At 72.8% G+C, this 23,415-nt stretch carries 18 protein-coding genes; 8 read left to right on the top strand and 10 right to left on the bottom strand.

Annotation, left to right across the window (positions count from 1 at the left end):
• Nucleotides 1-28: 28 nt before the first annotated feature.
• Genes KBY32_RS10960 through KBY32_RS10970 form a run of 3 tightly spaced genes read right to left on the bottom strand, consistent with a single transcriptional unit; the run spans nt 29 to nt 1,671 of the window.
• Nucleotides 29-319, bottom strand: coding sequence for a DUF6510 family protein (locus KBY32_RS10960; RefSeq protein WP_115505226.1), 291 nt, complete (start codon nt 317-319; stop codon nt 29-31).
• A 33-nt stretch (nt 320-352) separates the two neighbouring features.
• Complete coding sequence (locus KBY32_RS10965) at nt 353-1,063, bottom strand: ferredoxin reductase (RefSeq protein ID WP_210979764.1); 711 nt, start codon at nt 1,061-1,063, stop codon at nt 353-355.
• A 2-nt stretch (nt 1,064-1,065) separates the two neighbouring features.
• Entirely contained in the window at nt 1,066-1,671 is a 606-nt protein-coding gene (locus KBY32_RS10970) for a molybdopterin-dependent oxidoreductase (RefSeq protein WP_210979765.1), read from the bottom strand.
• A 209-nt stretch (nt 1,672-1,880) separates the two neighbouring features.
• Between KBY32_RS10970 and KBY32_RS10975 the strand changes: the two genes are divergently transcribed.
• The gene (locus KBY32_RS10975; protein ID WP_210979766.1) at nt 1,881-3,200 is read left to right on the top strand and encodes a molybdopterin-dependent oxidoreductase; all 1,320 of its coding nucleotides are present in this window, start codon (nt 1,881-1,883) and stop codon (nt 3,198-3,200) included.
• A complete protein-coding gene (locus tag KBY32_RS10980; RefSeq protein WP_247689315.1) occupies nt 3,197-3,688 on the top strand; it encodes a hypothetical protein in 492 nt (163 codons plus the stop codon). The genes KBY32_RS10975 and KBY32_RS10980 overlap by 4 nt, the downstream gene beginning before the upstream one ends.
• On the opposite strand, the gene KBY32_RS10985 is transcribed toward KBY32_RS10980, so the two are convergent.
• Both KBY32_RS10985 and KBY32_RS10990 read right to left on the bottom strand, forming a co-directional pair.
• A complete protein-coding gene (locus tag KBY32_RS10985; protein ID WP_210979767.1) occupies nt 3,685-5,148 on the bottom strand; it encodes a glycoside hydrolase family 76 protein in 1,464 nt (487 codons plus the stop codon). The genes KBY32_RS10980 and KBY32_RS10985 overlap by 4 nt on opposite strands.
• Nucleotides 5,149-5,313: 165 nt before the next feature.
• Nucleotides 5,314-5,508: a hypothetical protein gene (locus tag KBY32_RS10990; protein WP_055620313.1), complete on the bottom strand. Its 195-nt coding sequence runs from the start codon at nt 5,506-5,508 to the stop codon at nt 5,314-5,316.
• A gap of 178 nt (nt 5,509-5,686) precedes the next feature.
• On the opposite strand from KBY32_RS10990, the gene KBY32_RS10995 reads away from it, so the two are divergent.
• From KBY32_RS10995 to KBY32_RS11015, 5 genes are all read left to right on the top strand, one after another.
• Nucleotides 5,687-6,976: a sensor histidine kinase gene (locus KBY32_RS10995; RefSeq protein WP_210979768.1), complete on the top strand. Its 1,290-nt coding sequence runs from the start codon at nt 5,687-5,689 to the stop codon at nt 6,974-6,976.
• On the top strand, nt 6,964-7,620 hold the full coding sequence (locus KBY32_RS11000; RefSeq protein WP_210979769.1) for a response regulator transcription factor: 657 nt from the start codon (nt 6,964-6,966) through the stop codon (nt 7,618-7,620). The genes KBY32_RS10995 and KBY32_RS11000 overlap by 13 nt, the downstream gene beginning before the upstream one ends.
• 120 nt (nt 7,621-7,740) lie before the next feature.
• Nucleotides 7,741-8,652 carry a type II CAAX endopeptidase family protein gene (locus tag KBY32_RS11005; RefSeq protein WP_308293692.1) on the top strand — a complete coding sequence of 304 codons (912 nt, stop codon included), beginning with the start codon at nt 7,741-7,743 and terminating at the stop codon, nt 8,650-8,652.
• 38 nt (nt 8,653-8,690) lie between these two features.
• Nucleotides 8,691-9,458, top strand: coding sequence for an ABC transporter ATP-binding protein (locus KBY32_RS11010; protein ID WP_210979771.1), 768 nt, complete (start codon nt 8,691-8,693; stop codon nt 9,456-9,458).
• A 3-nt stretch (nt 9,459-9,461) separates the two neighbouring features.
• Complete coding sequence (locus KBY32_RS11015) at nt 9,462-11,999, top strand: FtsX-like permease family protein (protein WP_210979772.1); 2,538 nt, start codon at nt 9,462-9,464, stop codon at nt 11,997-11,999.
• A gap of 71 nt (nt 12,000-12,070) precedes the next feature.
• Here the strand turns inward: KBY32_RS11015 and KBY32_RS11020 are convergent, their stop codons facing one another.
• The 3 genes from KBY32_RS11020 to KBY32_RS11030 all read right to left on the bottom strand — a co-directional run bounded on the left by KBY32_RS11020 (nt 12,071) and on the right by KBY32_RS11030 (nt 17,770).
• Entirely contained in the window at nt 12,071-13,813 is a 1,743-nt protein-coding gene (locus KBY32_RS11020) for a ThuA domain-containing protein (protein WP_210979773.1), read from the bottom strand.
• 17 nt (nt 13,814-13,830) lie between these two features.
• Entirely contained in the window at nt 13,831-16,701 is a 2,871-nt protein-coding gene (locus tag KBY32_RS11025) for a PQQ-dependent sugar dehydrogenase (RefSeq protein ID WP_210979774.1), read from the bottom strand.
• A gap of 280 nt (nt 16,702-16,981) precedes the next feature.
• The gene (locus tag KBY32_RS11030; protein ID WP_210979775.1) at nt 16,982-17,770 is read right to left on the bottom strand and encodes an SAM-dependent methyltransferase; all 789 of its coding nucleotides are present in this window, start codon (nt 17,768-17,770) and stop codon (nt 16,982-16,984) included.
• A 169-nt stretch (nt 17,771-17,939) separates the two neighbouring features.
• Here KBY32_RS11030 and KBY32_RS11035 point away from each other — a divergent pair, with 169 nt between their 5' ends.
• Nucleotides 17,940-18,491 (top strand): GNAT family N-acetyltransferase, encoded by a 552-nt coding sequence (locus KBY32_RS11035; protein ID WP_210979776.1) that lies wholly within the window; start codon nt 17,940-17,942, stop codon nt 18,489-18,491.
• 6 nt (nt 18,492-18,497) lie between these two features.
• On the opposite strand, the gene KBY32_RS11040 is transcribed toward KBY32_RS11035, so the two are convergent.
• Together KBY32_RS11040 and KBY32_RS11045 are read right to left on the bottom strand one after the other, a co-directional pair.
• Nucleotides 18,498-19,502, bottom strand: a complete 1,005-nt coding sequence (locus KBY32_RS11040) for a LuxR family transcriptional regulator (RefSeq protein WP_210979777.1) — start codon at nt 19,500-19,502, stop codon at nt 18,498-18,500.
• 116 nt (nt 19,503-19,618) lie between these two features.
• Entirely contained in the window at nt 19,619-23,410 is a 3,792-nt protein-coding gene (locus KBY32_RS11045; RefSeq protein WP_210979778.1) for a S8 family serine peptidase, read from the bottom strand.
• Nucleotides 23,411-23,415: the final 5 nt, after the last annotated feature.

Here is a 23,415-nt window from a genome sequence, read left to right on the forward strand (position 1 = left end):
GGCGCGAGAACGCCGTCTGAGGAGCCCCCTACCGGGCGGTCCGGAACCGGAACGCGCCCTCCGCGCCGCCCAGCGTGAGCCAGGTGTGCTCCTCGTGCCGGACCAGGCGCAGCGCCACCTGGGAGCAGTGCGCGCAGCGCGCGGTCAGACCGGGCTCGGGGCCGTACACGTGCAGCTCGGCCAGCGGGCCGGTGGAGCCGCAGCCCGGACAGCGCCACCAGGCCTGGGTGACGTCGACGGCGAAGAGGTCCGACAGCGGCCCGGCGAGGCTGTTGCCGTCGAGGTGCGGGGAGTCGTGGTGCGGGGAGACCTGGGCCATCGATGACCTCCGGGAGTCGTGGGGAAACGGGGCTCACCCGAACCGTTCGGTGCGGATGCGGGCGGGGTCCTGCCCCGAGGACGTCAGCAGATCGGCGGCCGTCTCGACGAAGGCGGTGGGCCCGCAGACGTAGACGGTCCCGGCAGGCGTGAGCCGACCGACCGCCGGTTCCAGGTCGGCCGCGGTGAGCCGGCCGGCGGCCCGCGTGCTGCCCGGCGGGGCCTGCCGCGTGTACAGGACGCGGACGTCCAGGTCGGGGCCGCCGGCGCGCAGTTCGTCGCGGTACCAGAGGTCGGGCTCGCCGCGCACGGAGTACACCAGCTGGAACGGGCCCCCGGAGGCCGCCTGGCGACGGGCGCGGATCATCGCCATCAGCGGGACGACCCCGGAGCCGCCCGCCACCAGCAGCACCGGCTCGCTCTGCTCGGCCCGCCACACGAACCAGTGCCCCAGCGGACCGCGCACCTCCACGGCCGACCCGATCGGCAGGTCGTGCACGAGGTAGGGCGAGACCTCGCCTCCGGCCGTGGACTGCACACCCAGTTCGAGACGGTCGCCGTCGGCGGGCGCGGCCAGCGAGTAGCTGCGGGTCGCCTGGTAGCCGTCGTCGGCGGTGAGCCGTACGTCGACGTGCTGTCCGGCCAGGTGCCCGGGCCAGCCCGGAGCCTCCAGGACGAGGGTGCGGGCGGAGGCCGTCTGGTCCTCGCGCTTCACGAGCCGGGCGGAACGCCAGGGGATCGGCATGGTCAGTCCCCCCAGTGCCGCTGCTCCCGCCAGGGGTCGCCGTAGTTGTGGTACCCGGCGGTCTCCCAGAACCCCGGCTCGTCGTCCTGCGTCAGCCGCAGGCCGCGCACCCACTTCGCGGACTTCCAGAAGTACAGGTGCGGCACGAGGAGGCGGGCGGGACCGCCGTGCTCGGGGGAGAGGGGATAGTCGTCGTACGTGTGCACGAGCCATGCCTTGCCGTCGAGGAGGTCCTCGAGGGGCAGGTTGGTGGTGTAGCCGCCGTAGCTGTGGGCCACGGCGTACTCGGCGGCCGTGTCGACGTCGGCGAGCAGGGTGTCGAGGCTGACCCCGCGCCATCGGGTGTCGAATTTCGACCAGCGGGTGACGCAGTGGATGTCGTGCACGGACTCCTCCTGCGGGAGGGCCGTCATCTCGTCCCACGTCCAGCCGTGTTCCTGGCCGGTCTCGGTGGTGACCGTGAACGTCCAGGTCTCGGTGGGCACCCTGGGGGTGGGGCCGGCGGACAGGACGGGGAAGGACTCCGTCGGGTACTGGCCGGGCGGCAGGCGTTCGCTGAGGGACGCGGGGCGGCCGCGTCCGTGGAACCCGGGTGAAAGAGAACTCACAGCTCGTCTCCCTGGAACGGTGACACGTCGTCCCGTGCGAAGGACCCGTTCCTCACACTATTGAGCAGACGGCGGCCGTCGGCCACTCGCGCCCGAAAAGGCCGCCGTCAGACTTTCGTCACCTCGGCAAAAGACTTCCTTGGTCGTCGGCGCCCTACTGTCCGGGACAGTCAGCATCGCCGCCCAGCCGAGAGCCGAGGCCCGCCCCCATGACCGACCGACGCGACCTACGTGCGCTGGTGGACCGTCTGCCCGTGTCGCCGCGTTTCTGGCGCAGCCCTCTGCGCGGGACCTGGCTGACGTCCCTGCTCGGTGCCGTGCTGCTGGCCGGGGTGCCGCTGCTGTTCGTGACGGGGCTGCTGTCGTACGCCGCCTACAACCCCGACCTGTCGCCGCTGAACGACAAGACGCCGGACAAGGGCCTGCTCGGCTTCTACCTCTTCGCATGGCCGACCCGTCCGTACTGGCTGTACCGGGTCACCCAGGGCGTCCACGTCACCGTGGGCGTGGCGCTGATCCCGGTGCTGCTCGCCAAGCTGTGGTCGGTCATCCCCCGGTTCTTCGCCCTGCCGCCCGTACGGTCCGTGTCCCAGGCACTGGACCGCCTCTCCCTGCTGTTCCTGGTGGGCGGCGGCCTGTTCACCTTCCTCACCGGCGTCCTCAACGTCCAGCTCGACTACGTCTTCCCCGGCTCCTTCTACCGCCTGCACTTCTACGGCGCCTGGGTCTTCATGTCCGCCTTCGCCGCCCACGCCGCGCTGCGGATCCCGGGGACCGTACGCACCCTCCGACAGCACGGCGGCCCGCTCGCGTACATCCGCACCACCACCGCCCGCCCGCCGGTCCGCACGGCATCCGACACCACGGCATCCGACGACCTGGCCGCTCCCGACCCCGCGCCGCCGACCCTCTCGCGGCGCGGGCTGGCCGCACTCGTCGGTGGCGGCTCGATGCTGCTGCTCCTCACCACGGCAGGCCAGAGCATCGGCGGGCCGCTGCACCGCACCGCGCTGTTCGCCCCGCACGGCGGCGGCGACCCCGCCGACGGACCCAACGGCTTCCAGATCAACAAACCGGCCGCCCTCGCCGGTGTCACCGACCGGCAGACGGGGGAGGCGTGGCGGCTCGTGGTCACCGGCCCCCGAGGCCAAGTACGCCTCTCCCGCACCGACTTGCTGGCCATGCCCCAGCACACCGCCGCCCTGCCCATCGCCTGTGTCGAGGGCTGGTCGACGGAGAACCAGCACTGGCGCGGCGTACGGCTGCGGGACCTGGCCGCGCTGGTCGGATACGAGCCGGACGACGCGCCGGACGTCCTGGTCGAGTCCCTGCAACTGCACGGCTCCTTCCGCCGGGCGGCCCTGCGCCACAACCAGGTGCGCGACGCCGACTCCCTCCTCGCCCTCCAGGTCAACGGCGCCGACCTGTCGCCCGACCACGGCTACCCGGCGCGCGTCATCGTCCCGGCCGGCCCCGGTGTCCTCAACACCAAGTGGGTCGCCCGGCTGTCGTTCGGGAGGGTGGCATGACGAGCACGCCGAACCCCGCACCGAGTTCGTGGAGCGCGGGACTGTGGTGGCGCCGCTGGTACGGGGCGGGCCCCGGGCACCTGCTGCTCACCGCCGCCTCCCTCGTCCTGGTCTGCTACGCGGGCCTGCGGCTGCTGGACGCCGACGAGTGGATCACGGTCGTGTACTGGGTGGTCGGCGCGGCCCTGGTGCACGACCTGGTCCTCGTCCCCCTGTACTCGGCGATCGACGCGGGCCTGCGCGCACTGTTCGGCTCGCGCGCCCCCTACCTGCTGAACCACGTACGGCTGCCCGCCACCGCGTCCGCCCTGCTGCTCCTGGTGTGGTTCCCGCTGATCAGCGGCGGCGTGGCCCGCTACGAGCCGGCCACGCGGCTGCCCGGTGACGTCTTCCTCGTCCGCTGGATCCTCGTGACCGCGGCCCTGTTCACCGTCTCCCTGACGGTGGCGGCATGGCGCACCCTGCGCCGCCGCCAACACGACTGCTAGGGCGCCGCGTTCAGCAGATCCAGCGCGCTCTGCTGACGTGCCGCGTCCACCGTGTCGACAGGGCCCGACCAGCGCAGCCCGTAGTGGTCGAGCGGGGTGCGGTCGCCGGCGTGGGCGCGGTCGGCCTGGCGGCGCAGATACGCCGTGTACGGGTGGTCCGGCAGCGCCGCGTCCAGCTTGCGCAGCCCGCGCACATGTGCGCCCTTGAACGACGGCCCGTCGGCACCGCAGTCACCGCCCTCGCAGGGGTCGCGCAGGATGCCGTCGGCGGTGTGGAGGGAGGGGGCGGTCGTCGCGGCGTCGGCGATCTGCCGGGCCCTGGTCAGCAGGGCGCCGTCCCCGGTGGCGCGGTGCAACTCGGTGAGGGCGCCGAGCAGGACGCCCTGGTTGTAGGACCAGACGGGCTGCCCGTTGTTCCGGCAGGTGGCCAGGTCGACACCGTCGTTCACCAGCTGCGAGGAGTTGATCATCCCGGTGCCCTGGAACCAGGCCCAGCCCGCCCGGGCGCGGTCCCGGTACGTCGTGTCGCCGGCGATCCTGTTGTGCAGGGCCGCGTTGAGGTGGATGTACAGGGAGTTGGCGATGGCGTTCTTGTACGTCCGGGCCGTGCTCCACCACACGCCGCCGCCGCAGGTGCCGTCCCAGTACGCCGCCATGTGCTCGGCGTCCGCGCGGGCCGTGGCGAGATAGCGGGCGTCCCCGGTCAGGTCGTACGCGGCGATCCAGGCCAGCCCCCACCAGCCGGTGTCGTCGATGTAGTCGTTGCGGAACTGCCCGCCCTGCGCGCTCACGTTCAGGTCGTAGGTGCGGGAGATCGCGTACCGGTAACTCCCCATCCCTGACACGCGGATGTTGTCGATGACCGCGGTCAGGGCGTTCGCCGAGTTCCACCAGCCGGTCGTGGCGAACAGGCCGGTCGCGTACGAGTAGAAGGTCATCAGCCCGGTGGCCGCCGCCGTCCGCCGGTCACCGGCGTTCCAGGTGGTGCGCGCCCACGGCGTGCAGGCGATCTCGGTCCGGTCGCCGGCCCTGCCGCAGGCGCGCAGCGCGCCGACGCCGTGGCCGGCCCAGTCGTCCACGTTGTACATCAGCGTGCGCCAGCCCCGGCGATCGGCGGGCACGGTCGTGGCGCCGAGCCTGCTCCCGGCGCTCCAGGAGCGTCCGCCGTCGAAGGAGCGGTCGAGCCACACCTCGTCACCGGGGCTGCCGTTGTCGAGGGAGGCCCAGCCCATGGCGTCGGCGTCGTCGAAGTGCAGGACGATCGACCGCCCGAACAGGGAGGCCGTCACCGGCGTACGGTCGCCGGGGGAGAGGGCGGGGTCGCGGGCGTCGCAGAACTTGTTGCAGACGGCCGCCTTCGGTGCCGGGGCGGAGGCCGCCTGCGGGGCGAGTCCCACGAGGAGCGCCAGCGCGCACAGCGCGGCCCACGGGGACCGGAGGAGCGTTCGTACGGGAGTCATGGGGCCTCCCTGCCAGGGCGGTGCCCCTCTCCTTGCGGCCACCGCCACGAGCGTCGGCCTGGGGAACCGGAGGACGGATGAGAGAGCGCTCTCGGAACGTAACGGCGGGGGCGAGGGACGTCAATGGGCCGCGTGCGCACCGAAGTTGCACGCCAGACCTGCCGGTCACCCGTGCTCGCGCCACCGCCGGACCGCCAGCGTCGCCGCCGTCACCGCGGTGAACGCCCCGAAGGCCAGGTTCACGGCCGTGTCGGCACCGGCGATGGACGCCACGGCGTTGCCCAGCACGCTGACCACGAGCGCCGGCCACAGAAGGGCACGGGCGAGGTCGACACGGGCGGGCGATTCGGGACGGGACATGGCTCCTCCTGGGGACGGGACGCTGCGGGTCCGACGCTACGGATCACCGCCCACCCCTTCGATCCCGCAGGCACCCGGCCCCGGGGTACAGCAGGCTCTACCTGCCGCCGAGCGGGGTCATGGCGGCTCACCTCCTCTTATAGGGTCGTTCGCGCCGCGCTCGACGGAAGGAGTGGGCATGTCGAACGGCGACGAACACCCGGGCACAGGCCGGCGGGGGTACGTCGGGGGAGTCGTGCGGGACGCGCTGGGCGCGATCAGGCAGCTGGTCTCCGGACTTCGTACGGCCTTCCTCGCGCTGCTCGTCCTGATCCTGCTGGTCGTCTGCGCCCTCACCGTCCCCCTCGCCGTGGGGCTGCTCGCCGCGCCGGCCGCGCTGCGCGCCCTGCATCGGCTGGCCGGTGCGGAACGCGCGCGGCTCGCCCGCTTCGGGCCCGAGGTGGTGGCACCCGAGCCGCCGACGGACAGCCCGCGCGCCGCCCTGCGCGACCCCACCACCCGGCGCGAACTGCGCTGGCTCGCCCGGCATGTCGTCGTTGGCCTGCCGCTGGGGCTCCTCGGCTTCTTGCTGCCGATCCTCGCCGTACGGGATCTGACGTTCCCGCTGTACTGGCGGTTCGTCCCCGCGGATGTGACGGCCACGTCGATCGGCATCGGCTCGTCGACCTCATGGGCGGACGCCGTCGCCGTCGCGCTCCTCGGCGTCGGCTGGATCGCCATCATCCTGGGCCTCGGCCCGGCCATGGCACGCGCCCAGGCCCATCCGGGGCGGCGCCTGCTCGCGGCGGGCCCGGAGACCGACCTCTCCCTGCGTGTCGCCGAACTGACCGCCACCCGTGCCGCCGCCCTGGACGCCCACGCCGCCGAACTCCGCCGTATCGAACGCGCCCTGCACGACGGCACACAGAACCGGATCGTGTCCGTGACCGTGCTGCTCGGCGCCGCCCGCCGGATGGTGGCCCGCGACCCGGCCGGCGCCCAGGAACTCCTGGAGCGCGCCCAGTCCGCCGCCGAGCAGGCACTCGCCGACCTGCGGGCCGTCTCCCGCAGCATCCTGCCGCCCGTCCTGTCCCACCGGGGCCTGGCCGGGGCGCTCACCGGGCTCGCCGCCGAGTGCGCCGTACCGTGCCGCGTCGACGTGGACGTACCCCGGCGCTGCGCCGCATCCGTGGAGTCGACCGCGTACTTCGTCGTCGCCGAGGCCCTCACGAACATCGCCAAGCACAGCGGTGCGAGCCGGGCCACCGTCACCGCCCGGCTGACCGGCGGACGGCTCCTGCTGACCGTCGAGGACGACGGGCACGGCGGCGCCACGGCCCCGTCCGAGTCCGGTGACGGCGGGCCCGGCACCGGCTCCGGACTCGCCGGCATCCGGCGGCGCGTCGCCGCCCACGACGGTACGTTCCGCCTGGCGAGCCCGCCGGGCGGCCCGACAACCCTGGAAGTGGACCTGCCATGCGGATCGTGATCGCCGAGGACGACCCCCTCCTGCGCGAAGGGCTGGCCCTGCTGCTGCGCGCCGAGTCCCTCGACGTGGTCGCCACGGCCGGCACCCCCGACGAGGCCCTGGACGCCGTCGACCGCCACACACCGGACGTCGCCATCCTCGACGTCCGTATGCCGCCCACCCACACCGACGAAGGCATCCGCGCCGCCGTCGAGGCCCGGCGCCGCCACCCCTCCCTCACCGTGCTCGTCCTGTCCGCCTACGTCGAGCAGAGCTTCGCCACCGAACTGCTCACGGGCGGTGTCGGCGGTCTCGGCTATCTGCTGAAGGAACGCGTCGGCCGGGTCGAGGAGTTCCTCGACGCGCTGCACAGGGTCGCCGACGGCGGCACCGCCATCGACCCCGAGGTCGTCGCCCAGCTCTTCACCCGGTCCCGCCGGGACACCCGCCTGGAACGCCTCAGCCCCCGCGAGAAGGACGTGCTCGGCCTGATGGCCGAGGGCCTGGGCAACAGCGCCATCGCGGAGCGGCTCGTCGTCACCGACGGGGCCGTCCACAAGCACATCCGCAGCATCTTCGCCAAGCTCGACCTGGCCCCGACGGACCAGCTGGACCGGCGGGTCGCGGCCGTCCTGCACTATCTGGAGGACGCCCGCCGACGGTGACGGAACCGCCCCGGGGTACAGCCTGCTGTACCCCCACTCGGGGTGTGCGCGGCAATGATCGGCCGGGCTCCCGGTGGTGTGCTGAGGACACGTCGTCAGCGACCGCCGAGAGGATCCCCAGTGAGTACCGACACCCCCGCACGGACCAGCACACCACCGGCCGACCGCACGTTGCGCGGCAGCGTCCGCCGCCGGCCGCTGACCTGGTTCTTCGCTCTGGCCTACGGACTGAGCTGGGTGGCCTGGCTGCCGTATGTGCTCTCCGGGAACGGCCTGGGCGTCTGGCACTTCACCTTCCCCGGCGGCGCCGGCGCCTCCCAGCTCACCGGGGTCCTGCCCGGCGCCTATCTCGGCCCCATCGGTTCGGCGCTGCTCATCATCGCCCTCACGGAGGGACGCGCCGGCCTGCGCACCTGGCGGGCCCGCATGACCCGCTTCAAGGTCAGCTGGCGCTGGTATCTCGCCGTCCTCGTGTCGGTCCCGCTCGCGCTCACCCTGGCCTCCGTGGTGCTCTCCGGTGACGGCCCCGCGCGGCCGTCCGCCACCGTCCTCCTCGCGTTCCTGCCGGGCCTGATCGCCCAGCTGATCACCACCGGCCTCGCGGAGGAGCCGGGCTGGCGGGAGTTCGCGATGCCGCGTATGCAGCGCCGCCACGGCCCCCTCGTCGCCACCCTCATCGTCGGTGTCCTGTGGGGCGGCTGGCATCTGCCGCTGTTCCTCACCGACTGGGGCGGCGGCCCGGACATCACCTGGACGGAGCCGGTCGAATTCGTGGCGACGGCCGCCCTGTTCAGCTTCGTGATGACCTGGGTGTTCAACCGGTCCGGCGAGAGCATGCCGCTGGTCATGCTGCTGCACTGCGGGGTCAACAACTACTTCTCGATCGCCGGTGAGGACCTGTTCCCCGGGATGTCCCACGCCGACGTGACCCACGCCTTCTTCCTGGCCTCGCTCGCCGGAGCGGTCATCGCGCTCGCCGCCACCCGCGGCCGCCTGGGCCTGCCGAAGCGGCAGCCCGGCCTCACCGTCTGAACCGGCCCCCAACTCACCCGTTCCGAAAGGTACTTCGCATGCACCCGTCGTCCCCGGCCACTCGTGCCGTCACGCTGGAAGGCGTCACCAGGACATACGACGGCGAGCAGCCCGTCGTGGCCCTCGCCGGCGTCGACATCGACTTCCGCCGCGGCACCTTCACCGCCGTCATGGGGCCGTCCGGCTCCGGCAAGAGCACCCTGCTGCACTGCGCCGCCGGACTCGACCGGCCCACCTCAGGCCGTGTACGGATCGGCGAGACCGACCTGGCGTCGCTGTCGGAGAAGGACCTGACCGTGCTGCGCCGCGCCCGCGTCGGCTTCGTCTTCCAGGCGTTCAACCTGGTGCCCGCGCTGACCGTGGAGCAGAACATCATGCTGCCGTCCCGGCTCGCACGCAGCGCCCCCGACCCGCGTTGGGTCGCGGAAGTCGTCGAACGGGTCGGCCTGGGCGCCCGGTTGAGCCACCGGCCCTCCGAACTGTCCGGCGGGCAGCAGCAGCGGGTCGCGATCGCCCGCGCGCTCGTCTCCCGCCCCGAGGTGATCTTCTGCGACGAGCCGACCGGCGCCCTGGACACCCAGACCGCCGCGGAGGTGCTCACGCTGCTGCGCGCCGTCGTCGACGACGCCGGCCAGACCGTGATCATGGTGACCCACGACCCGGTCGCCGCGTCCTACGCCGGCCGCGTCGTCGTCCTCGCCGACGGCCGCGTCGTACGGGACATGCCGCAGCCCGGAGCCGCCCGCATCGCCGAGCAACTGGCCCACCTGGGGCGCCCGTCGTACGCCGTGCACGGGGAGGGCTGAGCCGTGCTGTCCCTGGCCGCGCAGATGCTGCGCTTCCGCAAGGGCGGGTTCGTCGCCACGTTTGTCGCGCTCGCCGCGGGCATCGCCGTCCTGATGACCTGTGCCCTGCTCGTGGAGTCGGGACTGCGGTACCACGGCACTCCGCAGCGTTACGCCCGGACCGTCGCCGTCGTCGCCGACCGGGACCTGACCGTCACCCACACCACGCTGGGGGAGAAGGAGTCCACGACCCTGTCCCTGCCGGAACGCGGCAGCGTCCCCGAGTCCCTCGTGCCCCGGATCGCCGGCCTGCCGGGCGTGTCGAAGGCGGTGGGCGAGCGGTGGATACCGGTCACCGCAGCCGCCGCGCCCGGCACCCGGGTCACCGGGCACGGCTGGTCGAGCACCCCGCTCGCCCCGTACCGGCTGGTCGCCGGGGCGCCACCGAGGTCCCACGCCGACATCGCCGTCGACTCCCGGCTGGCGGACGCGGCGCGGCTGCACGTCGGCGACCGCACCGAGATCGTCACGCGGGGCCGCACCCTCGCGGTACGGGTCAGCGGCATCGTCGAGGCGCCCGCCGCCCCGGGGAGCGGCAGCGCGCTGTTCTTCACGGACGCCCGGGCGGCCCGACTCGACCCGCGCCCCGGCCGGTTCGACGCGATCGGCGTGCTCGCCGAACCAGGCGCCGACACGGCGGCCGTCGTCACGGCCGTCCGCCGTGTCGCGGACCGCGCGGGCGCCACCACCTACACCGGCGCCGACCGCGGACTGGCCGAGGAACCCGAGGCGGCCGCCGCCCGGGACCTGACCGTCCAGGCCGGCAGCGCCTTCGGCGGCTACGCAGCGGTCATCATCGTCTTCGTGGCGGCCTCCACGGTCGGTCTGTCGGTCCGTCACCGCCGCCGCGAGCTCGCCCTGTTGCGGGCCGTCGCGGCGACCCCCGGCCAGGTCCGGGCGATGATCCTCGCCGAGGTGAGCCTGCTCGGCGCACTGGCCGCGCTCGTCGGCGTCCCCGCCGGCCTGGCCGCCACGGGCTGGATCCGCGACGAACTCGTGAACCGGCACTTCGTCCCCGAGACGTTCACCGTACGCGGCGGCCTGCTGTCCGGACTCGCGGTCACCGCCGCCGTCGCCCTGGTCGCGCTGACCGCCGCGTGGATCGCCGCCCTGCGCACCACACGGATCAGGCCGACGGAGGCGCTCGGCGAGGCCGCCGTCGACAAGGGCCTCGGCGGCCGGGCGCGGATCGTGTCCGGCCTGGTGTTCCTCGCGGCGGGCGTGTCCCTGATCGGGGTCACCGGTGCCACCGCCGGTGACACGGCACTCGGGGCCGCCATCGGCATGCTGTACACCTTCGTCCTCGCCATCGCCCTGCTCGCCCCCTGGATCAACCAGGGCGCGGCGCGTCTGCTCACCCCGGTCCTGCGCACGGTGTGGGGGAACAGCGGCTATCTCGCCGCCGCCAATCTGCGGGCGAGCGCCCGCGGCATGGTGGCCGTGCTGACCGCGCTGGTGCTCTCCATCGGCCTCGGCGGCACCGTGTGGTTCCTCCAGGACAACCTCCAGCGCCAGACCGAGGCGCAGGCCCACGACGGCACCCGCGCCCAGCACGCCCTTGTGAGCGGGACGGGCCTGCCCGCCTCCGCGGCCGAACAGGCCCGGCGCGTCCCAGGAGTCGAGGCCGCCACCGGAGTACGCCGCACGGCAGTGGTCGTACGGGGCGGTCTGGAACCGACGACGGCACCCGCCCAGGGCATCGACCCGAAGGGCGCCGACCGGACCATGGACCTCGGCGTGCGCTCCGGCAACCTCGAAGCCCTCGGCGGCAAGGACACCGTCGCCGTGTCCACCGCACTCGCCGGGTCCGCCGGCTGGGAGGTGGGCGAGCGGGCACACCTGTGGCTCGGCGACGGCACCCCCGTCACCCTGCGGGTCGTCGCCGTCTACGACCGCGGCTTCGGCTTCGGCGACGTCACCCTCGGCAAGGCCACGCTCGCCGGGCACACCCGGACCGGCCTGGACGACCACATCCTCGTCCGCACCGCCGCCGACGCCTCCCCGGCCGAGGTGAGCGCGGCCCTCGCCGCCCTCGCCCGCCAGTACCCGGGGGCCGCCGTCACCGGCACGGACCGGCTGACGGCGGACCTCGCGGCGGACCTCGCCGTCAGCGCCTGGCTCAACCGGATGCTCATCCTCGTCCTCGTCGGCTACGCGGTCCTCGCCGCCGCCAACACCCTGATCATGGCCGCGCTGGCCCGCACCAGGGAACTGTCCCTGCTCCGCCTGGTCGGGGTGACCCGCGGCCAGATCAAGCGGATGATCCACGCCGAGCAGGCGGGGCTGCTGGGGGTCGCCCTCGCCATCGGCGGAGCCATCGCCGTCGTCACCCTGTCCTCGGTCGTCAACGCCGTCACCGGCGAACGCGTCCCGTACGTGCCCCTGCTCGGCTGGGTCACGATCGTCGCGGGCACGGTCACGCTGGCCCTGGTCGCCGTGCTGCTGCCCATCGGCCGGGTGCTGCGCGTCAGCCCGGTACGGGGGATCGGACTCCGGGAGTAGCGGCCCGGGGAGGCCGTCGGCCCCCACTCGCACCGACCGAGTGGGGGCCGACGGCTGTCACCGCCCTGCCGTCACGGCAGGGTCCACTTCTGGTTCGGTCCGGTGTGGCAGGTCCACAGATGGACGGCGGTTCCGTCGTTCCAGGTGCCACCCGAGGCGTCGAGGCACTTGCCGGACAAGGGGTTGCGGACGGTGCCGTCGGCCTGGGGCGTCCACTGCTGGGCGCCCGTGCCGTTGCAGGTCCACAGCTGGATCCTCGTACCGTCGGCGGTGCCGGCGCCGGAGACGTCCAGGCACTTGCCGAGCGCCCGGAAGGAGCTGTCGTCACCGATGGTCCAGCGCTGGGCGGCGCTGGAATTGCACGTCCAGATCTGCACCTTGGTGCCGTCGGCGGTGCCCGCGTTGTCGACGTCCAGGCACTTGCCGTTCACCCCCTTCACCTCACCCGTGCGCGGGCCGGACGGGCTCCCGGCCTGCTTGATCCGGATGTTGCGGAAGGCCACCTCGTCACCGTCACCGTGGTTCTGCAGACCGATGTGCCCCTGCCGCAGACTGCGCGCCGGATCGGTGTTCGTGAAGTCGTTGATCTTCCGCCCGTTCAGGAACAGCTCCAGCCGCTCCCCGGTGACCCGGATCTCGTACGTGTTCCAGCTGCCCGGCGGGTTGAGCGCCGCGTCCCGGGCGGCCAGGTCGGCCGACTTGAACCCGTACACGGCGCCCGTGGTCCGGTCGGCGCTGTCGGTGGCGTCGATCTGGATCTCGTAGCCGTTGTCCACGGCCGACCACGGGTCGTCGGACGCCGGGAAGCCCACGAAGACACCGGAGTTGTCGTCGCCGCTCATCCGCCAGTCCAGCTTGAGCGAGTAGTCGCCGGTGAACTCCTTGGCGTCGTACCAGAGCAGGCCCAGCCCGCCGTGCGAGGTGAGGGTGCCGTCGGCCAGGGTGAAGCCACCGGGCCCAGCCTGCTTCCAGCCGGTCGTACCGCCGCCGTCGAACAGGGACGTGTAGCCGGTCTCGGGGCGGCAGTCGGCCTGGGTGAGTCCGGCGGCCCAGCGGACCCCGCCGAGGAGGTGCCGGCGGAAGGCCGGGTCCGCGTAGGACTCCTCCGTGTGGCCGCCGCCCGTGTAGAAGGCGCGGCCACCGGCGTAGTCCTTGCACCAGGCGATCGGATGGTCGCCCGACATGGTGCCGCCGGAGTAGCTGGACTCGTCCAGCGAGGCCAGCACATGCGCCGAACTTCGTGGATTGGTGCGGTAGTTGTACCACTCGTCGGTGCGCTGCCAGGTGCGGCCCAGATGGGCGGTGGCGTCGTGCGACCGGTCCTCGACCTTGACGGTGGCGGGCTGGATCGCGGGATGCGACTGGAAGAGCGCGCCCGCCAGACCCTCGTAGAACGGCCAGTCGTACTCGGTGTCGGCGGCGGCATGGACGCCGACGTACCCGCCGCCCGCCCCCATGTACTGCTCGAGCGCCGTCTGCTGGGAGCCGGCGAGCACGTCACCCGTGGTGGAGAGGAAGACGACGGCGCGGTACTGGCTGAGGTTGGCGGTGGTGAAGGCTCCCGCGTCCTCGGTGGCGGTGACGGTGAAGTTGTTCGCCGCTCCCAGATCACGCAGTGCGGCGATGCCCTCGTCGATCGAGGAGTGACGGAAGCCCGCCGTCTTGGAGAAGACCAGGATCCGGTAGGCGGTGTCGGCCGCCGCCGCTTTCGCGGGCGCGTCCGGTGCCCCGCCCGGCAGCGCCGAGGCCTGGGGAGACATGCAGAGCGCGGCGCCGGCGAACAACGCGGTGGCCGCTTTGAACAGAGTGCGCATCACGAGGTGCCTCCCTTCTACGGCAGGGTCCATTTCTGGTTGGGTCCGGTGTGGCAGGTCCACAGATGGACTGCGGTTCCGTCGTTCCACGTGCCGCCCGAGGCGTCCAGGCACTTCCCGGAGTTGGGATTGCGTACGGTGCCGTCGGCCTGCGGAGCCCACTGCTGGGCGGCGGAGCCGTTGCAGGTCCACAGCTGGATCTTCGTGCCGTCGGCGGTGCCGGCGTTGTCGATGTCGAGGCACTTGCCGAGCGCCCGGAAGGTGCTGTCGGTGCCGATGGTCCAGCGCTGGGCGGCGGTGCTGTTGCACGTCCAGATCTGCACCTTGGTGCCGTCGGCGGTGCCCGCGGCGTCGATGTCCAGGCACTTGCCGTTCACGCCCTTGACCTCACCGGTGCGGCTGCCGCCTCCGGAGGCGGTGCTGAAGGAGAAGTCGTCCACGTCGAAGAGCGCTCCGCCGCCGCCCTTGAAGACGAGGAAGAGCGAGGTGGACCCGGCCGGCTGGTTGCTCAGCGACGTCGTGACGTCCTGGAAGGTCTCCCAGCCGCCGGTGACGGGCACGGTGACCGTGCCGAGCAGCGTGCCGGTCGAGGAGCCGGCCCGTACCTCGATGGTGCCGCCCGCGCCCGCCGAGGAGACTCGTGCGGTGAACGACCGGGCGTTGGCGAGAGCGTACGGCGTGAAGGAGATCCAGTCGCCGTTGTGGATCTCACCGACGGTCCGGCCGCCGTGCGCCGGGGTCTTGCTGATGATCTGCACGCCCGCGGAGGAGCCGTAGTGCTCGGCCTGGCGGTGGCTGGGCTGGGTGACCCGCTGGTCGTGCGTCGTCAGCGCGGGCTGGCCGGCCGCGCCCTTGTCGGTGTACTCGGCGTCGATGACCCCGAAGATATTGGCGTTGGGGTCGTGCTCGCCGTCCGCGAGGGTCTGCAGCGTGCCCGTGCAGCCGGTGGCGGAGGTCTGCGGATGTCCGTGACTGTCGTGCCCGACGATGAAGTTGACCTTCACCCGGGAGCAGTCGATCGTGCCGTCCTCCGGGTCGGTGACCGTCACCTTGAACGGGATGGCCGCGCCGAAGTCGTAGATCTGCCCGTCGGCGGGTGTGTCGATCCGGACCGTCGGGGCGGTGTTGCCGACGGTGATCTGCACGGACGCCGTGGCCGACTTGCCGCCGGGGTCGGTGACCTTCAGCGTGGCCGTGTACTGGCCCTCGGCGGTGTAGGTGTGGGACGGGTTCGCGGCGGTGGAGGTGGCGCCGTCGCCGAACGTCCACGCGTAGCTGAGCGTGTCGCCGTCGGGGTCGCTGCTGCCGGCCGACGAGAACGACACCGCCAGCGGGGCCTTGCCCGAGGTGACGTTCGCCTTGGCCTGCGCCAACGGGGCGCGTCCGCCCGTCACATGCTCGATGCGGTACAGCGCGGAGTTCTCGTCGCCGTTGAAGTAGCCGGTGCCGTAGTCGAGGACGTACAGGGCGCCGTCCGGGCCGAAGGCCATGTCCATCACCTGGGTGCCGGCCCAGGGGAAGGCGTTGATGGACTGCACGGTTCCGTCGCCGCCGGACTCGATCCGCTTGATCCAGCGGCGGCCGAACTCACCGGCGAAGAAGTCCCCGTCGTACTCCTGCGGGAACTTCACGTCCGAGGAGGAGGCGGCGTCGTAGCGGTAGACGGGGCCGCCCATCGGGGACTCCGAGCCGTTGCCGAACTCCGGGACGGAGCCGCCGTCGTAGGGGATCCAGGCGGGCTGCGCGGGCGGCAGGTCGGTGAGGCCGGTGTTGCGTGGCGAGGTGTTCCTCGGTGCGGCGCAGTCGAACCTGGCGCCGGACGTGCTGGTCGCGAAGTCGTAGTCCACGTAGGCGTCGTTCTTGCCGGTGCAGTACGGCCAGCCGAAGTTCCCGGCCTTGGTGACGCGGTTGAACTCGACCTGTCCGGCGGGGCCGCGGGAGGGGCTGGCGGTGCCGGAGTCGGGACCGTAGTCGCCGACGTAGACGGTGCCGGTGGCCCGGTCGACGCTCATCCGGAACGGGTTGCGGAAGCCCATCGCGTAGATCTCGGGCCGCGTCTTCGCGGTGCCGGGCGCGAACAGGTTCCCGGACGGGATCGCGTACGAGCCGTCGGCGTTGACCTTGATCCGCAGGATCTTGCCGCGCAGGTCGTTGGTGTTGCCGGCGGAACGCTGGGCGTCGTACGCCGGGTTGCGGGAGGCTCGCTCGTCGATCGGCGTGAAGCCGTCGGAGGCGAACGGGTTGGAGTCGTCGCCGGTGGACAGATACAGGTTGCCCGCCGCGTCGAAGTCGATGTCACCGCCGACATGGCAGCACAGGCCGCGGGAGGCGGGCACGTCCAGGATCTTCTTCTCGCTGCCGAGGTCGAGCGTGTTGTCGCTCCTCAGCACGAACCGGGAGAGCCGGTTGACCCCGTCGAACGGGGTGAAGTCGGCGGCCGAGCCGTTCGACGGGGCGTCCCCGGCCGGGGTGTCGAGCTTCGGCGCGTAGTACAGGTAGACGAACCGGTTCGACGCGAACCCGGGGTCGGCGGCGACCCCTTGCAGGCCCTCCTCGTCGTGGCTGTAGACCTCGAGCCGGCCGGCCACGGTGGTGGTGCCGGCCGCGTCGGTGCGGCGCAGTGTGCCGTCCCGCGAGGTGTGCAGGACCGAGCGGTCCGGCAGCACCGTCATCGTCATGGGCTCGCCCATCTCGGCGACCCCCTTGGCCAGGGTGACCTGCTGGAAGTCCTCGGCCGCCGCGGCGGGGGCGGCACGTCCGCCGGGCGCGGCGGGTGCCTCGCCGGGGGCCGCCGCCGCGGGGCCCAGCGGCAGGGCCAGGGCCAGGGCGCACACCACGGCCGGCAGCGCGGTGCGGACACGTCTGGGTAAGGGCGATCTCGTGCGCACGGCTCCTCCAGGAGAGGGTGGGGTGGCGGCGGTCGCCGGAGGAACGCCGGACGACCACCGGTGGGGGGTTGCGGGCGCGCGCCGTCGCGCCGTCGAGCACAGGCCCCACGGGTACCGCGGGGCCTCATGACCGCTTCAGTTCCCGGAAGTTAGCGGCCTTCGTCCGCGCCCGGAACCCCTTCCGCACAAGATCTCGGTACTTTTCTCATGACGGAGACAAAGTCGCCGTCCGAGTCGTGGTCCCGCCACCCCTGCCCCACCCCTCCCCGGGGCGACCGCCTCAGCGCACGCGCGCCACGCCCGCGTAGATGCCGCTCGGCTCGGCCTCGGCGGCGGGGGAGGACGGGGCCCACTCCGTCGCCGTCACCAGACCCGGCGCCACGGGGTCCAGCCCGTCGAAGAACCGCTCCACCTCCGGGCGGGGCCGGAACGCGAGCCGGATGCCGCCCTTCGCGTACTCGGCGACGACCTGGTCCGACAGCTCGGGGAACAGGTCGGACGAGGCGTGCGACAGGATCAGATGGCTGCCCGACGGCAGGGTGTCGACCAGGGCGCGGACGATCCCGTGGGCGTCCTGCTCGTCGGTGATGAAGTGCATCAGGGCGATCAGCGACAGCGCGATGGGCCGGTCGAAGTCCAGGACGCGCCGGGCGTGCCGGACGATCGCCTCCGGCTCGCGCACATCCGCCTGGATGTAGTCGGTCGCGCCCTCGGGGGAGCTGATCAGCAGGGCCTCGGCGTGCCGCAGGACGATCGGGTCGTTGTCGGCGTAGACGACCTTCGCCGACGGGACGACCTTCTGCACGACCTGGTGGAGATTCGGCTCGGTGGGGATGCCGGTGCCTATGTCCAGGAACTGGTCGGTGCCCTGGGAGGCGAGCCACGCGGCGGCCCGGTGCATGAACTCCCGGTTCTGCCGCGCCCCGTCACGCGCCTCGGGCGGCAGCCGCTCACCGACCGCCTCGTCCACGGGGTAGTTGTCCTTGCCGCCGAGCAGCCAGTCGTAGACCCGGGCCGGGTGGGCCCTGCTGGTGTCGATCTGGACGGACGGCTGGGAATCGGTCGTCATGGCAGCTCCATCGCGCCGGTGGGGGTGAACGGACACGTTCGCGAGTCGATCTTACGTCTTTGAACCATCTCCGGTATGTGCGGCGGCAGTTGGCGGCGACCGACACCGTGGGACCCGGCCGTCGCCGGGACGTCGCACGGGCCTTCCCCGGCTTGGCTAGCCTGCCGCCATGACCGAACTGGGACCCGTCACCTGGCCGCCCGCGCCGATCACGACCGAGCGGCTCGTGCTCCGCGCCCCCGAGGCCCGGGACCGCGCGACCTTCATCGAGCTGCTCGCTTCGCCGGACGTGCACGCCTACCTCGGTGGTCCCCGGCAGCGCGACGAACTAGAACGCGAGGTGCCGGCCGTGCCCGAGCCGTGGCCCGGCAGTTTCGTCGTCGAGCGCGACGGGCTGATGATCGGCCAGATCCTGGTCAGGAGGGTGACGGAGCACCGCAACGAGGCGGCCCTGGGCAAGGTCGACCTCGGCTATCTGTTCCTGCCGCGGGCATGGGGACACGGGTACGCGGCAGAGGCGTGCGCGGCGGCGCTCGACTGGGTCGACGCGTGCCTCCCGGGCGAACCGGTGGTGCTCGCCACGCAGACCGCCAACGCGCGCTCGATGCGCCTCGCGGCGAAGCTCGGATTCACCGAGGTCGAGCGGTTCCGCGCCTGGGGCGCCGACCAGTGGCTCGGGCAACGGCCGCCGCGCACACCGGCCGCGCCCCACGTGCCGTAGAGGCTCCTACAGCCAGCCCCGGCGGGCGGCCTGCCACGCCAGCTGCATCCGGGTCGCCGCGCCCGCGAGTTCCATCATGCGCTGGATGTGCCGCTGCACCGTACGCCGGCTCAGGCCCAGCTGGGTCGCCACCGCCTTGTCGGCGACCCCGGCCACCAGCAGCGCGAGCAGGCGCCGGTCCGTCGCCGACAGCGGGTCCGGGCCGCCGACGCCGTCCGTCCCGGCGACCGCGCCCGAGTCGTCGACGTCCAGGGGCACCGCGGTCTCCCAGTACCGCTCGAACAGGGCGATGAGCGCGGCGAGCAGATTGCTGTCCCGGACGAGCGCGGCGGTCGGTTCGTCCGGGTTCCCCTGCGGGCCGCCGGGCACGAGCGGGCAGATCGCGACGGCCCGGTCGGCGACCGCCAGCCGCAGCGGCAGATGCGGCACCGCACGGGCGACCTCCCCGGCCCGCACGCCCGCAACAACGTTGTCAACGGCTCCCTCGTCGTCGAAGAACGCCTTCTCGTACAGCACCCGGTAGCGCACGCCGCGCCCCAGCGCCTCGAACTCGGAGTCGTTGCTGCCCGACGGCATCGCCACGTACTGGGCCTTGCAGAACCAGAGCATCTCGTCCCGCGCGCCGCACTGGATCTGGCGCAGATGCTGGCGCAGCGCCTCGGCGCCCGTGATGACCTCGATCAGTTCGCTGGCGTCCCGCCGGCGCATCGTGTCGCGGTACACCTCCAGCAGACTGGTGGCCTCGACGCGGGCGAGGTCGAGGGCGTCGGCGTGCCGCTTCAGGCTCGGCATCAGCGCCACGTCCGGGGGAGTGGCCCGGAACTGGCGGGGCAGCAGGTCGGTGTGGCTGGCCATGCCCTTGCGGGTCAGCGCGTCGAGCACGGCCTCCGTCTCGGCCGGGCCGAGCCCGGTGCGCTCGGCGACGTCCGCCGCCGAGGCGTGGCTGACCGTCACCAGATACCGGTAGACGTTCTCCTCGGCCTCCGACACCCCTGCGGCCTCCAGCGTCATGGTGTCCTCCCCGCGACTTCCGGCCAACCCGAACGGCGGACACCGTACTCCACGCATGTGACAGGCGGTGAGGGTGAGTGGGCGGCCCTGCCCGCCCACTCACCCTCGTATGCGGCCTAGCCGCGGTGCAGGTAGGCCCGCTTCACGGTCTGCCGGACCGAGGTTCCGGCCGTGTCACGCGCCGTCACCCTGAGTGTCACGAAGGCGTCGCCGTGGATCCGGGACGGCTTGGTGACGGTGGCCGCGAAGGCGTTGTGCCCCCGCGACTTCACCCCGGCCCGGCTCCAGGTCCGGCCGTCGTCGTAGGAGACCTCGACCTGGACGCTCACACCGCGCGGCGCGGCGAGCCCGTCCTGGGCGCGGACCGACACGCCGACGGTGTGCGTACGGCCCGGGCGGAGGGCGTTGTCCGCGTCGACCGGCACGTCGTAGTCGAGCTGGAGCAGCGGCAGCGTGGCCTGCGTGTCCGCCGTGCCCGAACGGAACGTCCACGACGTCTCGGTGCCCGTCGCGTACGCCCACTCCGGCGAGTTCCGCGAGGTGGTCAGGTCCAGCCGGTAGCCGGCCGTGCCCGACGGCACCTCGAAGTCGGCGAAGCCGCCGTCGGCCCGCCCCACCTGCCGTCCGTCGCGGTACAGGACCGCCTCGGCCGCGTCGCCCTGCGGGGCCCGCGTACCGATGCCGCCGCCCCCGCCGCCCTCGACGAGCCGTGACCGGTGGCCCGCCTGGGAGTCGGTGAACTCCGGTATCCGCACGCTCACCACGTCACCCTTGCGCACGGACGGCGTCGTCGTGCCCCGCGGGATGGACGGCCGGACTATGGACGCCTGCCAGGTGTCGTTCGTGTGCTCGCCCGCCTGGTACGTCCGCGGGGCGTCCGCCATACCGGCGCGCAGCGGCGTGTCCACGTCGTACGTCGTCTCGTGGTGCACCAGGTGCTGCCACTCGGTGTCGCCGCTGCTGACGTACTCGGTCCGGTCGAACCCGGTCGGCACATAGCGGGTGTACTGCAGCCAGGCGGTGTCCTGGTACGGACGGCGCCCGAAACGCTGCTCGCTCGCCCAGGGCAGGCCGCCGTTCTCGGCGTACCGGCTGCGCACGACCGCGCTGTTGCGCTCGGAGACCGTGTGCACGACGTTTTCCGGGATGCGCTGCGACGACACCTGCATGATGTCGTACAGGTACGGGCTGCGGGCGGTGCCGGTGAGGCGGACCGTGGTGGTCCCCTTGCCGATCCGCTTCAGCAGGGCCGCTCCCTCCGTCTTGCCGATCCGGATCGTCGGCACGCCCCAGCGGTCGCCGTCGGGGTGCCACCGGGTCCAGGCGACGTCGGCGAAGTGCACGAACACGATGCCCCGCACGCCGGCCGCGGCCGCCCGCTCGGTCAGGGCCCGCTCGTCGATCGAGTCCTCATGGCTGAGGACGGCCAGCTTGCCGCGGGCCTTCGAGAAGTCGGGCGCGGTGGAGTCCCCCGCGTCGACGGCGGTCAGGCTGACGCCCTTGTCGTCGAACAGCGGCGAGGACGGCATGTAGAACGCGTCCGGCGCCGCCGGGCCGCCCTTGCCGCCGGACACCTTCATCCGCAGCATCGGCGCGACGTACTGCCAGCGGGACGCGAACTCGAACGTCCCGTCGGTGACGGCCTTGGTGGGGCTCACGTACAGGCGTCGGCCGACGTCGAAGTACATGGTGCCCGCGAGCAGAGCGCGCCCGTCGATCTTCCGGTACGTCTGGTAGCTGAGGATGCCGCGCTGCTCCGCCGGGCGGGGCGTGCGGATGTCGACCAGGGTCGTCTTGCGCACGTCCAGCGTGACGGTCATGTCCTTGGTGACCTGCACCTCGGGCAGCACCACCTGCCGCAGCTCCTGCCCGTCGGAAGCGTTGTCCAGGGTCGAGTAGTCGAGCTGGTACGTGCCCTCCTCGACCTCGGCGACGGCGGGTTCGGTGCTGGTGTAGCCGACGAAGCCGTCCGGACCCCAGATGTTCGGCAGCGCCTCCACCTGCCGGCCGGAGAGGTCGATCGTACGGACGGTGAGCCAGTGCGTGGGCCCCTGGACGGCGAGGCTGACCGTGGTGTGCACGGTGACCTTCCCGTCCGCCGAGGCCGCGGTCACATAGCCGTAGTAGTCGCCCCGCTGCACGCGGTTCGGGTCCACCGTCAGCGGTACGTCGGCGGTGGCGCCCGCGGGCACGGTCACCGAGGAGGAGCCGAGCTTCACCGCGCCCTCGCCGGGCGTCCGTCCTCCGGGGGTGGCCAGGCGCGCGGTGAGCGCCAGGGTGACGGCCGTACCCGAGGTGTTGGTGTACCGCAGGTGTGCCGTACGCGGCTCGCCGCCGCCCGTCCGCAGCGGGCCCAGGGCGATGGTGCCGGTCGCGGTGACCGGGCCCAGCGCGGCGGCGGCCACGTCGACGAGGCCGCCGCCCTGCTCGGTCACCTCCTGACCGGACGCCGTACGGGCCGTGCTGACGAGCGCGTCCTTCAGCTGGGCCGCGCTCCAGTCCGGGTGCCGCTGAGCGAGCAGCGCCGCCGCGCCCGCCACATGCGGGGTCGCCATGGACGTACCGGAGGCCGCCACATGACGGGCGTCGACCGGCTCACCCATGGTCGTGCCGTCCGCGCGCGCCGCCACGATGCCCACACCCGGTGCCGTCAGGTCGGGCTTGACGGCGTCGTCACCGGCCCGGGGACCACGGCTGGAGAACGGCGCGAGCCCGCCCTCACGGTCGACCGCGCCGACCGTGAGCGCCGCGTCCGCCGCGGCGGGGGAGCCGATCGTGCCCCTGCCCAACTCGCCCGCATTGCCGGCCGCGACCACGAACAACGCGCCGGTACGTTCGGTGAGTTCGTTCAGCGCCAGACTCATCGGGTCCGTGCCGTCGGTCGGGACGTCCGAGCCGAGGCTCATGTTGACGACCTTGGCACCGCTGCCCGCCGCCCACTCCATGCCGGCGATCACCTGGGACTCGGACCCGAAGCCGTCGTCACCGAGCACCTTGCCGACGATCAGGTCGGCCCGCGGCGCGACGCCCTTGCCACCCTTGCCGTTGACGGAGGCTTCGCCGCTGCCGCCGACGATCGAGGCGACATGCGTGCCGTGCCCGAAGACGTCCCCGGTCCCGGAACTGTCGGAGAAGTTCCGGGCCTCGGAGATCCGGCCCGCGAGATCCGGATGCGTCTGGTCCGCACCCGTGTCCAGCACGGCCACCTTCACCGACTCGCCCTGCTGGCCGGCCTTCCACACGTCCGGCGCGCCGATCTGCGGCACACTGCGGTCGAGAGTGGCCCGCACCCGGCCGTCCAGCCACACGCGTGGCGTGCTCGCCGTCCGCGTGGAGTTCAACCCGTCGGCATCCGGCGTCAGTTGCTTCCAGAACCGGCCGAGGTCGCCGTCCGCGACCCGCACGGCACGCGCGCCGATGCTGTCCAGGCGGCGGACCGGGGAGCCGTCCTCGGCCAGGCCCGTCAGCCGCTTCACGGCGGACGCCGCCGCACCGTCGGCCCCGGCGACGATCAGGGGCAGCGCGTCGGAGTGCGCCTCGTCGTAGCCCTGCGCGAGCAGCGCGCCCACGTCGAACAGGCCACGGTCCACCACCCCGGCCGCCACCAGGTTCCCGGCGTCGGACGGCATGACGGTCAGCCGCCCGTCCTCCTCGTACGTCCGGAAGACGACGCCACGCCGTCCGGGTCCGGGTGTCACCGAGGCGGTGCGCCGCCCCTCGCCGTCGGTGCCCACGGTCACCCGGTCGCCGGTGATGAGGCGAACGGTGCCCACAGGGTGCGACGGTGCCTTGGGGGCCGGTTGTCGGGAGGGGGACGCCGTATCGGAGGGGGCGGCGGCCGGTGCCACCGCGCCGGACGCCAGGACGAGTCCTGTCGATATCGCCGCCACCAGGCGGATCCGTCTCATGAGTG

This window comes from Streptomyces sp. RK62 (genome assembly GCF_018070255.1).
GTDB lineage: Bacteria > Actinomycetota > Actinomycetes > Streptomycetales > Streptomycetaceae > Streptomyces > Streptomyces nigra.